Annotated in this window: 9 protein-coding genes; 4 read left to right on the plus strand and 5 right to left on the minus strand. The window is 63.3% G+C overall.

What is annotated here, in order from left to right:
* Positions 1–109 precede the first annotated feature (109 nt).
* Complete coding sequence (locus BUS42_RS17930; RefSeq protein ID WP_074304409.1) at positions 110–1,501, minus strand: IS701 family transposase; 1,392 nt, start codon at positions 1,499–1,501, stop codon at positions 110–112.
* Positions 1,502–2,114: 613 nt separating this feature from the next.
* Positions 2,115–3,710 (minus strand): hypothetical protein, encoded by a 1,596-nt coding sequence (locus BUS42_RS17935; RefSeq protein WP_083670287.1) that lies wholly within the window; start codon positions 3,708–3,710, stop codon positions 2,115–2,117.
* Positions 3,711–3,976: 266 nt separating this feature from the next.
* On the opposite strand from BUS42_RS17935, the gene BUS42_RS17940 reads away from it, so the two are divergent.
* Positions 3,977–4,417, plus strand: coding sequence for a hypothetical protein (locus BUS42_RS17940; RefSeq protein WP_254053590.1), 441 nt, complete (start codon positions 3,977–3,979; stop codon positions 4,415–4,417).
* A 193-nt stretch (positions 4,418–4,610) separates the two neighbouring features.
* Here the strand turns inward: BUS42_RS17940 and BUS42_RS17945 are convergent, their stop codons facing one another.
* Positions 4,611–6,011 carry an RNA polymerase sigma factor gene (locus BUS42_RS17945; RefSeq protein ID WP_074308451.1) on the minus strand — a complete coding sequence of 467 codons (1,401 nt, stop codon included), beginning with the start codon at positions 6,009–6,011 and terminating at the stop codon, positions 4,611–4,613.
* A gap of 278 nt (positions 6,012–6,289) precedes the next feature.
* On the opposite strand from BUS42_RS17945, the gene BUS42_RS17950 reads away from it, so the two are divergent.
* Positions 6,290–6,904: a hypothetical protein gene (locus BUS42_RS17950; RefSeq protein ID WP_074308453.1), complete on the plus strand. Its 615-nt coding sequence runs from the start codon at positions 6,290–6,292 to the stop codon at positions 6,902–6,904.
* Between the two features lie 110 nt (positions 6,905–7,014).
* Here the strand turns inward: BUS42_RS17950 and BUS42_RS17955 are convergent, their stop codons facing one another.
* Positions 7,015–8,910 (minus strand): serine/threonine-protein kinase, encoded by a 1,896-nt coding sequence (locus BUS42_RS17955; RefSeq protein WP_074308456.1) that lies wholly within the window; start codon positions 8,908–8,910, stop codon positions 7,015–7,017.
* Entirely contained in the window at positions 8,907–9,488 is a 582-nt protein-coding gene (locus BUS42_RS17960) for an ECF-type sigma factor (protein ID WP_074308458.1), read from the minus strand. Before BUS42_RS17960 ends, BUS42_RS17955 begins: the two co-directional genes overlap by 4 nt.
* Before the next feature lie 537 nt (positions 9,489–10,025).
* On the opposite strand from BUS42_RS17960, the gene BUS42_RS17970 reads away from it, so the two are divergent.
* Positions 10,026–11,213, plus strand: a complete 1,188-nt coding sequence (locus BUS42_RS17970; protein ID WP_074308462.1) for a cupin domain-containing protein — start codon at positions 10,026–10,028, stop codon at positions 11,211–11,213.
* Positions 11,214–11,426: 213 nt separating this feature from the next.
* Complete coding sequence (locus BUS42_RS17975) at positions 11,427–12,659, plus strand: efflux RND transporter periplasmic adaptor subunit (protein ID WP_254053591.1); 1,233 nt, start codon at positions 11,427–11,429, stop codon at positions 12,657–12,659.
* Positions 12,660–12,749: the final 90 nt, after the last annotated feature.

The raw sequence follows: 12,749 nt of genomic DNA on the forward strand, positions 1-12,749 counted from the left end.
GGTCGATAACAGGCCTCGGGCCGCTCCCGATCCGTCCCTGTTTATGCGAAACTTGAACTAAGTCGTATCCCATTTGCATCGGGGCAACTCTGTGAGTTTGATGCCCAACTCATGCAGCCTTCGCCTTGTCCGCTTGGTGTGGCACCGCTGTGCCACGGCGTTTCGACGTTGCGCCCGCTCGATCTCTTCGGAGGTTCGCTCCAGTAGCTTCCGCGGAGCACTCAGCCCCAACCACCAGAATGGGATCAACGCCGCTACTGCGGTGTGTACCTGGCACTCCGTCAGGCCCAGGTTTTTCCCCCCCGAACTCCTGTCGCATCCGCGACAGGAACAGGTAGCTCAGGCAACTCAGGATCAGGTGGCGTTTGAGCCCCTGGTAGCGTCGGCCCTCGTACTGATCCAGCCCGATCTCGGACTTCTGGTCTTCGAAGCAGCGCTCGACTCGCCACCGCGAAAATGCGACGAGCAACAGCACCTGCACCGACGTCTCCTCGGGGGCGTCGCCGACGAAGAACTTCAACTCCGCCGGGTTCAAGACGTCGCGGGCGGCGACCAGGTGCAGCGGCTCGCCCGGCAACCCGTCCGCGCCCACGGGGGAAAACCGCAAGTGCTTGACTTCCCAGACCATCGGCCCTTTGTGCCCGTCCTTGACCCGCCACCGGACCCAGGGCTGGTTGCGAAACCCGTCCTGATCGAGCATCGCCTCGACCCGCCGGGCCGGCGCGCTGCCGCTCGCCAGGCGAGGCGTCTTGCGGCCGCGGCCCCGCCCGTGCTTGCGATACTTCCTGGTGACGACACGCGGTGCCTTGATCCAGCCCATGAAGCTCCGCGGCACCTCGCCGACGTACTTCTGGCTGCGGCCCCTCAACCCCCGCAGGAACTCGGGCTTACTGCCGTAGCCCTCGTCGAAGGTCACCCAGTCGAAGTGCAGACCGTTGGTGATGGCGCGGTCGTAGAGTTCCAGGGCGATCGTCCACTTGGGCCGGTAAACCATAGCGTCGGGGATGCCAGTCTCCCGGCAGCGGTCGCGGTCAGAGGACCAGGACTCCGGCAGATACAGTTCGCCGTCGAGCAGGCAGTGAAAACCGTCGCGGGCGTAGGCGAGGTGGACCGTGACGATGCAGTTCTCCTTCTTGCCGACGGAGCCGCACCACTGCCGCTGCACGCCGGGGGTCTTGTTCCCCTTCTTGACGTCGCTGGTCTCGTCGAAGACGCCGATCGCGTTGGGGCCGGCGTGCTCGTCGCGGACGATGTGCTGGAGCCGGTCGCGCGCCCGGTCCTGGTCCCAGCAGTGCTGGCTGAGGAACTCCTGCAGGGTCCTGACGGGGACGCCGGCATTGATGGCGATCGGCTCGACACTCTTTTCGGGGATGTCCGAGAGTTGCCCGGAGACGTACACCGGCAAATGGGACCGCGTGTCCTTGCGCGGGAAGCAGTCATCGAACCGCTTGAGGAACTTGTTCAGCGCGGGTTTGAGCTTGCGGATCTGTGGGATATCCATACTCGTCCCTCCATAAACCATGAAGGCGAGCATACTTTCGCAATGGCTGGCGGATCAAGACGGTACAACTTGGCGCTGTAGTACTAGGACGCTCTGAGATTGTGATTTTTTTAATCGGAAACTCGACTATAGAGGTCCAAATTCATTGGATCGATCTTCAGTCGGAGTTTGAAGCTCGAGAGAGGCATCAAAAGTCTGTACTTTTGCACCCCTTTTACGTCTGCCGCATAAAAAAATCACAACCTCTCTGCGCCCTCGGCTTGCGAGGGCCAGACGACGCGGAGCGTCGGGGACGGCATTCCCACGGAGGACCGTGGGAACGAGGGGGATTCTTAGCTCTATGGCGGATCGTTGTTTTTCTGAGTCAGTGAAGGCCAAAACTGGTGGGCCACGCCCACCATCCATTGCTATTTTCAATTATCACATTTATTCATATGTATTTGAAACCGCAAAAGTCCGCATGAGTAGGGTCCTCTATTGCTGACCATCCGTCATGAGTCACCATTGCAGACCCCAGCTCCAACTGATGCCGCAATCGAAGATGGTCCGCAATAGCGGACCCTACAAAAAACACCACTTACATCAATAACTGCAAATCCCCAAGCTTACACATTCAAGTCGCCGGCCCGAAGCGTAGCGCGTACAAGTCGGCGTCGCGCAGGCTGATGCGGAGTCGGATCGGCTGATTGGCAAGCGAACTGACGTCGGGGTTTCCGTTCCAGGAGACTTCGCGGTCGAGGGCATCGCCGAAGACCTCGTCACAGTCGGCGGTGGTGAACCCGGGGAGAGGCTGGCCCCCTTGGTCTTGGAGCTCGACGCGCAGTGAACCGGCGGCCGAGGTGGCGAGGTTCAGACGCAGGCGGTTGCCCTCGAACGTCAACGGCTTGGTCACGAGTTCGCCGCCGCTCATCGGCGCGTTGAGGGAAACGAAGCCGTCGACCCGCAGGGTGTAACGGCGAAGGACGCTGCTCGTACCGGTCCAATAGCTCTCGGTGGCGTAGAGCGACAGTTCCCCAGGCGCGGCGTCGAGGGACGACTTGGTTTCGACGAGGTGCCAGGCGATGTACTGGTGCCCGTAGTTCCACGTCCCGTCACGCTCGATGCCAGGGCGGAGGAACGACTCGTTCCAGCGGCGGAACTTCACCCCGTCGCGGCTCGCCATGAGGAGGGCGTCGGTCACGGCCGTTCCGTATCGCGTTGACGCCCCCGCGCGATTGTTGCGGTTCACTGCCTCGGGCAGGGCCTTCATGGAAGGGGACCAGCCCCGGTCGGTGTACCGCGTCGGGAACCCGATCAGTAGGTGGGGAGCCCGATCGTACGGCTTGATCTGGTTGGTATAGAGCTCCTCGGGCGGCGAGTCGACGTAGGTGAGGTCGGCCTGCTCGTCCCAATGGAGAAAATCCTTCGACGTCGCCGTCCGGATCGCGCGGATGCTCCGTCCCTTGCTGATGGTTGTGAAGATCCGCCAGTAGGCTCGGTACGCGCCGAGCGCTGGGTCCCAGAAGGCAAGGTTCTGCGAGTCGAACGCCCCGGCGGTGATCACCGGGCCGTCGCTCATGGGCGACCAGTGGAGGCCGTCGGCCGACTTGAACGGGAGCAGTCCGTTCGGCTTGGGGCAACGGACGAACGCCTTGTAACGCGCATCGGCGGCCGCGCCCGGATTGCTGTCCTTGAAGACCGCGGGGTGCCCGCCATCGACCTCGAGCGCTCCCCACTTGCCGCTCGCGATCACGATGTTGTTGGCCTTCGAACCGCGAAACTCGAACAGCCCCAACTCGGGCTTGCGCCAGTGGATCCCGTCCTCGCTCTCGGCGTAACAGCAATAGAGCGGGTGCCCTGCCGTCCCCACCTTCCCCGGCGCCACGTCGAGTTGCCAGGCTTTATAATACATCCGGTACAGCGGACCGTCCTGAAAGATGCTGTGATACCCGCTGCCACTCCCCTCCCACGGGGCGTCATGGGCAAGCACAACCTCCTTCGGCTCCGGGTGGTGCAGCCTCATCTCGGCCTTGCCGGAGAGCCGGTCGACCAAGAAGTCGTCGACAAAGAGCTCCCGCCGCGACCCGATCGCAATCGGTCCGTCCTGAGGACTGCGGTCGCTCTGTGCCGCCCGAGCCACGAGTTGGGGACCGAATCCTGAGGCGGCCACCGCGGCCAAGCTCTGGCCTACAAACCCGCGACGAGAGAGTAAGTCTGACCGTGGCGACATGACGGTGTCCTCAAGCTTTTTTTGACAGTCTTGTGGCGCATTCCGAAGCCGATGGGTGGGACGCTGAGCATAGCCTGGAAAAACAGGCTGAGCAACGCCCTGACAAAGTCCGCCACCCCTGCCGAAATTACCGAGACGTCAAATCAGGCTAACTACGTCCGTCGTGGTGGGACACGAAAGCTAGAGAAGAAGCCATTTCGGGCCGATACGAAGCAGAGGATTCTTATGGATTGAGCGAAATGCTCGGGCCCGTGGCAGGACAAACGATGTCTCCGAAGCGCACGATGCGTCCGCAAGTGGAAATGATGGATTCCCGGGTGCTGCTCTCGGGGCTCCACCCGTTGCAGCGCAAATTCGTGGATTTGACCGGGCCGTTGATGAGGCACGACGCCTGGTCAGCGCCCAAGTCGACCGGCCGCTCGGCGTACGTTTACAACTTTCAAGGCTCCGGCGGACTCGCGGCGATGGGGGCGGTTCAGACCAGCGGCAGCGTGACCGACACGGTTCGCGCCGGCGCCCATTCGTACCGGGGCAACCTCACCCTGGCGAACACCCAGGGATCGGTCAAAATCACGATCCGCGCCGACTCGTACAAGATCACGGGCGGCACCGGCGCCTTCAAGGGAGCCACCGGCCTGGGTGGCGTCGCGTTCGGAACCCGAAGCAACGGTGAACTCGCCGGCCTGGCCCTGAACGCCGACATGTGATGGAACGAGCCCCACGCGCGCCGCTCCACTTGGAAGCAAGCCAAGCATTGGGGTCTCGGCTTGAGCGAAATTGATTGGCGGGCCAGTTACCCAGGCGAGCCGCCTGGGTGACTGCCAACGGGCGCGGGTCGGCTGCCGGGCTGGAACGGTCTGGGAATCCTGTAACTAAGGGAGAAACTGGCTTGAATCCGGCTCACCGGCCGCTCGGCTTCAGAGCCTTGAGAATCTGATCGAGTTTCTGCTCGACGCGCTCGATCCGACGATCGAGCGACGAGGTGCCGGCGCCTTGGGAGCGTGCAAGGTATTCTTTCAGACGCTCGGGATCGCTCTTGGCACGATTCGCCTGAACCAAGGGTAGCTCGGCCTCACGGGCCTCGGCTGTAGCGATCAGGCATTGGGCCAAGGCAACATCAACCCCAGCTTCCGCTCTCGCCACTTCTTCCTTAGAAACCATCCCCGGGTTCCTTTCATTAAGGCGGGCGTTGGTCGCCACGTGCGCGAGCGCCAACTTGCGTTGGCCCTCCGCCTTTGCGACTTCCCCCCTCTGCTTCGCCAGTTGCGCCTCCAGGAGGTCGATCTCGTTGCGAAGTTGCTCCGCCAGTTCCGCGTCGGGTCGAGTGGTTGCTGGGGGCTGTCCCTCGCGGGACGATCCCTTCGGCGTTTCGCTCGTTCCTGTTTTGGCATGGACGTCATTCGAGGGGGTTCCCGACGACTGGAGAGCGTGGACCACCGTCCCTCCCGCAACGAGGGTGGTGGTAAGCAAGGCGACCGCGATGACTTTCCACTGAGTGGCGACCATGGACTTCAACGCTCCTTCGGCGAGTGAGGCGACCGACACCGAGACCACCTCGGCGAACGTTGCCGGGTTCATCGCGACGTGAGTGGCCGACTGGATGGTGAGTCGAGCGAGTTGCGCCGGCAGTGGCGCGGCGATGGCCTCGGCCGCGAGCGACGCAGCCACCAAGCCGGCCGAGGGAGCCAGCCCACGGCGGATCAATCGCGCCCGGAGTTGGTCCCGGCCTCGCGCCAGGCGGCTGCCAACGGTCCCGACGGCGCAACCAAGCTGACGGGCCGCATCTTCGTGCCGCAGACCGTTGAGGTCGCAGAGCACCACCGCCGCCCGATACCGCTCTGGCAACTGGCCGATCTCCTCGTCCAGCCGCGCGAGCCATTCGGTCCGTTCCAGGGCGGGGGATGCCTCAGGAGCCGTCAACGTCTCAACACCCTGGACCTCACGTGCCGAACGCCGGGCCGTGGCCCGTTTTGCCCGCAGCGCGATCCGACGGCTCACGCCGTACAGCCAGCGTCCCAGCGAGTCATCGACCCGGATCACGGCGGCCCGGCGCACCAGGACGAGGAAGGTGGCCTGAAACGCATCGGCGGCGGCGTGCGGGTCGTTCAAAACCCGATTGCAGACCCCCCAGACCATCGGTCCGTGTCGCTCCACCAGGATCGCGAACGCCGACTCAGCCCCTCCCTCTTGACGGGAAACGAATCGCTCCACCAGTTCTCCGTCAGTCAGCCCACCGACGGCCCCGACCCGGAACAGGGTATGGACATCACGACCGGCGGCCAATGCGTTTCGGTTCGCCATTTGATCTCCGGCCCTCGGGTGTGATGTGGCTCCATCCTCACCATGCACCGAGCCCGAGGATCTTTCCAACTTTTTGCCAAAATTCATGGTGTCCGACAGCCTTGGCCAATCCCGATGGCCATCGTGTTCACACTTTCGAGCGCCGCAGTCGCGCCATTTCCATCGAGGATCATACGCATCATCGGGTTGACGATCGGCCAAGGGCGCGTAGCATGAAAGCTCGGCCAAGGGTGACGCCGGCCGAACCGGGCCGGGGAGCACGGGAGAAATTCCAGCCCATGTCGATTGATGTCAGCGTGCGACTCTTCTTCCCCATCGCCTCCGCGCCTGCCGCGCTGAGAGCCCTGGCGAAGATCCTTCATTCGGACACGGGAAAAGCGATTGTGATCGCCCTTCCCGATGGCGGTGAGTTCGCACTCCCGATCGACGCCGAGTTCGGAGAAAACCGAGGCGAGCCCCGGTTATTCGAAGTCGGCACCCCGATCCTCGGGGGCTTCGACTCGTGTGTGACGGCGGTGGTCAGAAAGAAGAAAAAACTACCGCGCAAGTCGAAACCGCACATCAACGCGTGGGGCGATATCGAGTATTTCAAAGTCGTCAAGCAACGGGTGGCATATCCCGTCTCATTCTATCTCGACCGAGATCAAAACCATTTCGCTATTTCTTTTCACAATATCACCAGCGCAGACGTTTCGGAGTTTTACTCCAAGCCCTTCCGCTCGCGTCTTGCGTATCTCTACTCCGAAGGAAATGGTGTGGCCGGCGTTTACGAATTGATGGAACAATGGCAGTCGTTCGCCGATCCGCACCTCTCCATCACGCTACCGGAAGGCTTTGATGAGGACGCGCAGGGGATTGACGCCTTGGTCGAAGTCCTGACGAAGATCCTCTGACAACCTGCCTCAAGCCGACTTCATCGCAACGCAGAATCACATCATAATCACTTTCGCATTGATCGTTCCCGCCAGCCCCCGAGCAATCGCTTCGCGAGCCGATCGCAGACTCAAGACACGCGCGTCGATAACGCCGCTTCCTCCGCACCGCGCCACCAGCGGGCGGCCTCTGCCTGCCCCCACTGCCCTGCGCAACCGCAATCGCCCAGCGCCCGCTCCAGGCTCTCGGCGTCCGGGAACCGGTCGGCCGGGTCTTTGGCCAAGCACCGCAGCACGACGCGATCGACGTCTTCAGGAATACCGGCGCAAACCTGTGCGGGGGGAATCACGGGGTCGCGGGCGTGCGCGATGATCACTCCGATCTCGTCCGGCTCGTCGAACGGCGGCCGACCGGTCAGCAGAAAGTAGGCCACCGCGCCTAGCGAGTAGATGTCCGTCCGCTCATCGAGCTCCTGACCTCCTCGCGCCTGCTCGGGCGACATGAACAGCGGCGTCCCGAGGATCTGCCCCTCCCGGCTCAGTTGGGAGCTGCGGGGGGTCGCCGCCACCGCCGGCCGGACGAGACCGAAGTCGAGCAGCTTGGCCACGTCGTCCATCCCCCCGCGGCGGGCGGCGATGATGTTCGACGGCTTGACGTCGCGATGAATCAGGCCGACCCCATGCGCCTCGCGGAGCGCCAGGCAGACCTGCCGCAACAGGTAGACGGCCCGTTCGGGCGGGAGCGGGCCATGCCTTTCGACCAGTTCCGCCAGGCCCAGACCCGGCAAGTATTCCATGACATAGTAATAAGTCCCGTCTTCGGTCCTGCCATAGTCGAAGACTTCCACCGTGTTCGGATGCGAGAGCGTGGCGGTGAGCTGAACCTCGCGTTCGAACCGCGCCAGGGCGCGGGGATCGGCCACATCTTCGGGCCGGATCAACTTGACGGCGCAAGGGCGTTTGAGGAGTTGATGCTCGGCAAGGTAGACCTCGCCCATGCCGCCAGAGCCGATCCGCCGCCGCAGGCGATACTGGCCGAGCTGTCGCGCCTCGGCCACCTGTCGGCGCAGTTGGGAAATCGTGCGGGCCCCGAACGCGGAGCCCACGGCCAGGATCAAGAGAATCATCGCATCGAAGCTGAAGAGCCAGATCCGGTGGGTCGTACTCCTCCGCCACCCTTCCCAGAGCCAGCCCATCGTCACCGGGTACTGCGCGGCGAGGATGAAGAGGATCGCGAACGGCAGCAGTGCCAGCGGCCCCACCACCAGCGAGGTCCGCCGCCAGCTCTTGGGGACGTACAGCCCGTAAGTCAGAATGAGGATGGAAGTGAGGAGGACGATGTTTTTCATCGTGAGCTGGGCCATCATCCGGTCGTTGCGCAGCGAGAACACCAGCATCAGCCGGTACTGGACGATGGCGAGACGCCCCGCGAGCATCCCGATCATGCCCAGTTCCAAGGTCTTCAGGCAGGCGAGCGAAAGCGGTTGCCGGCTCGAGAGCAGGGCGATGATGCCCCCAAGGATCACGATCACCATGACATCCAGATAATAAAGCGTGGAATCATGATCGCCCACGCTGACGGTACTTCTCCAAAGGGTCGCCATCCCGACGAGGAGGATGTAGATGATCGGTAATTCGCGCAAGCGGGCGCGCACCACCGATCGCGGCTCGGAGATCGGGGGCGGCGCCGAGCCCACGACGATGGCCGCCTTGGGGGTGAAGCCGCCGGTGTCCTCCGCCAACGCGGCCTTCACACGATCGAGGTGATGGGATTCCCACGGAGGAAGCCGGTCGTCATGAGGGGACCAGCTCGCCGTCCGTTCAAGCGACCGGGGCGCGAATTCGGGGGGCGGCAGGAACACGTGTTGACCCGCCCGTTCGTCCTGGGCGAGGAGGCGACCGACCTCGGCCCGCAGATCCTCGTCTTGGCCGCAGGCCTGCCGGAGCCAGGCGTCCCGCTCGGGCGGGGCGTGTTGGAGCGAGGCGTCGAAAAGGTCCCCAATCTGACGCCAGCGGTCCGGTGTCATCCTGCCTCCCCCTCCCGAAGTTGGCCGACGAGCCAGGCCCGCGCGAGCCGCCAATCCCGTTCGACGGTGACCACCGAGACCCCAAGCGCCTCGGCGACCTCAGGCACGGTGAGCCCGCCAAAGTATCTCAGAGTCATGACCTGGCTCTGACGTTCGTTCCGCTCGGCCAACCGGTCAAGAGCCTCATGGACCGCGACGACATCCAATCCCTGGTCCGTAAAGTAATCCACCACCTGGTCCAGCGGCATCCGCTGCCAGTCCCCGCCCCGACGGTCGGCACCTCTCCGCCGCGCATGGTCGATCAGCACCTCGCGCATCGCCCGTGCGGCCGACGCGAACAGATAGTTCCGATCGACGGCCTTATCGAAGACCGCGTCACCCAGCAACCGCATCACGGCCTCGTGGACGACGGCGGTGGGGGGAAGGGTATGGTCGATCCGCTCCCGGCGCATCAGGTGCGAGGCCACGTGGCGGAGCTCGTCATAGACGAGCGCGAGAACTTCGCCCCTGGCGTGCTCGTCCCCGGCCCGAGCACGCCCGAGGATCAGCGTCAATGCACACGGTAACTCAGCCTCCATTCCCCCTCCCCTCGAAAAAAAACAATGAAGGGTTCCCTCGACATTATTCGCAGGCCTCCTCAGGGGGCAAGGAGCGAACGCCCCAGGAACCTGCCCGGAGTCGGGCGAGCGGCCCGCCCAACGCGAGCCCTTTTCTCTTTGATGCACTCAACTCAGGTTGCCGACCCCGCAAGGGCGGCCGCGGAAGGATGCGAGACGATGCTCACACTCGTGCTTTGGTCTCTCGGGATGGCACTCATGCCTCTGGCTCTGGGGCTCGTCTGGGCGTTCCTCGCTGGCGTCGGACGCTTGATGGGCTTCGGAACTTCGCATCCGTTCGATGAGTTCACCGAATTCGAGCGAAGGCGGGATCTTTGCTCGTTAAACTCTGACCTCTTATCGCGTTCCGTCTCGATCGCCGGCCGGATTTCTCCGTCGGGAGGCAAACCACTCTCCGCCTCTCGCCACTAACGGAGCTTCCGGGAACGAACCTCTGGACTCGACCTCGGGGAAGCCGGAGACTCGATCACCCACTTTTCTCGAAGAGGAGATTCCCGGATGTCCGACTTCCAGCGTAGGGATTTTCTGGCAGGGGCGGCCGCGTTCGCGGCCGCCACAACTGCGGCCCTGGTCGGGACCAAGCGGGCGGAGGCAGGCGACCCAAGCTTCATGAACAATGTCCCCGACCCCCTGCTCGCCGAAGACGAACTGCCGACCTTTAAGTTCGCCCTGGAGAAATCGACGGGGAAGGTGATCGGCAACAGCTCCGGCAAGGAAGCCACCGTCAAGCAGTTGCCGATCTCCAAGGGAATCGCGGGAGTCTCCATGCGGCTCGAACCGGGGGCCATGCGGGAACTGCACTGGCACGCCACCGCGGCCGAGTGGGCGTTCGTGATCGAGGGGCGGGTCCGAACCACCGTCATCGACCCGCAGGGGAACGCCGAGACCAACGATTTCGGCCCGGGGGATGTGTGGTACTTCCCGCGCGGGCATGGTCACATGCTCGAATGCCTGGGGAACCAATCCACGCACTTCATCTTGATCTTCGACAACGGCTATTTCTCGGAATTCGGCACCTTCAGCATCACCGACTGGATCGGTCACACCCCGAAGCCGCTCCTGGCCAAAAACTTCGGCTTGCCCGAGTCGGCCTTCGACGGGTTCCCCAAGGAGGAAGTCTATTTCGCCCGCGGCGCCGTGCCGCCGGAAGAGCCGGCCCCCCCGCTCCACGGCCGCAAGCTACCGCCGCTGACGCACAAGTATGAGCTCCTCGCACAAATCCCCCACGGCATCTTCAAAGGGGGCCGCGAGTGGCGGGTCGATTCCAGCCGGTTCCCGATCTCGAAGACGGTCACGGGCGTCATCCTCGACCTCGATCCAGGGGCGCTGCGCGAACTCCACTGGCACCCGACCGCAGACGAGTGGCAGTACATCATTGAAGGCAAGGTCAGCGTCACGCTCTTCGGCTCAGACGGCCGATACCGGACCGAGATCCTCGAGAAAGGGGACGTCGGCTACATCCCGCAAGGGTACGGGCACTCGATCGAGAACGTCGGCGACACGCCGTCCCGCGCCCTGCTCGGGTTCAATACCGGCGTTTACGAGACGATCGACCTGTCGATGTGGATCGCCGGGAACCCGGTCGACGTGCTGGCCACTAACTTCAGCAAGCCGGCCTCCCTGTTCGAGAAGTTCCCCCACAGCGACGTGTTCATCGCCGACAAAGACGGACCCGAAAAACCGTGATCGCAACCGCCTCGCCCCAACGACCAGAGTGACGGAAAGAAGGAGTCAGATCCGCCCAATCCAGCAACCAAACACAACCACATCAGTATTTTCTGGATTATCCTGGGACCGCGCGCGCCCCGCCCGCGGTCCCAGGGAATGAAAAATGCACTCTTTTCCAGATCGGCAACAGGGAAGACTCGGACCCGTGCCTCAGGGAAGGAGAGACAAGCCTTGATCGACCGTCGCGCGCTCGTCCTTGGGGTCACCGGCCTGTGGTTGGCGGTGGTGGCGGGCTGCCAACACCAGCCGACCGCGGTTGCTCCCCCCCAGCCACCCGTCATCCCGATCAGCCAGCCGATCGAACGCGAGGTCACGGAGTACGCGGATTTCACCGGCCAGACCGACGCGGTTCAAGCTGTGGACATCCGCCCACGGGTGACCGGCTACCTGGTCGAAATGCCGTTCAAGGAAGGGGCGGACGTCAAGACGGGGGACACCCTGTTCGTGATCGATCCGCGCCCCTACAAGGCCCAGCTCGATCAGGCGGAGGGCCAGGTCAACCTTTACCGCGCCCAGCTCAAACTGGCCAAGATCGTGTTTGCGCGAGACCAGGCGATCAACGTCAGGGTGCCCAACTCGATCAGCCAGGAGCATCTCGAACAAGACCTCGCGGCGGTAGAAGAGGCCGATGCCCGGGTCAAGGCGTTCGAGAAAAACATGGAAGCCTATAAACTCAATCATGACTTCACGAAAGTCACCTCGCCGATCGACGGCCACGTCAGCCGCTACTACCTGACGCTCGGCAACCTGGTCAACCAGGACCAGACGCTGCTGACCACGGTCGTCTCCCAAGACCCGATGTATGCCTACTTTGACGTGGATGAGCCAACCCTGTTGCGGCTCCGGAGGGCGATCAACCAGGGGAAGCTCAACCCGCCCCAGCCCGGCGTGGACCTGCCGGTCCTCATGGGTCTGCAGGGCGAGGACGGTTTTCCGCATCAAGGGGTGATCAATTTCGTCAACAACCAGGTCAACCCGACCACCGGGAGCATCTCGGTGCGCGGGGTTTTCCCGAATCCGATGCCCCACGGCGGCATCCGGCTGTTGTCGCCCGGCATGTTCGTACGGATCCGCCTGCCGATCGGAAAACCGCATCCGGCGTTATTGATCATCGACCGGGCGATTGCCTCGGACCAAGGGCTGAAGTACGTCTACGTGGTCGACACCAAGAACGAGATCCAGTACCGCCGCGTCACCACGGGCCCACTCCAACCTGACGGCCTCCGCGTGATCGTCGACGGCCTCCAACGAAACGAGTGGGTGGTTGTCGGTGGCTTGCAACAAGTCAGCCCCCGACTCCGGATCCAGCCGGAGCGGATCCCCATGCCATTGCTCGGCCAGCCGACCGAAGAGAAGACGCCGGCGACCAAACCAAATCCCCAAAAAAGCACCGACCCGCCATAGAGCGCGGAATCCCCCTCGTTCCCGCGGGGGACCGTAGGAACGCGTCCCGAGAGGCTTCTTGAACAGGTGGACATGGTCTTCCATAACATT

The organism is Singulisphaera sp. GP187 (assembly GCF_900129635.1).
Taxonomy (GTDB): Bacteria; Planctomycetota; Planctomycetia; order Isosphaerales; family Isosphaeraceae; genus Singulisphaera.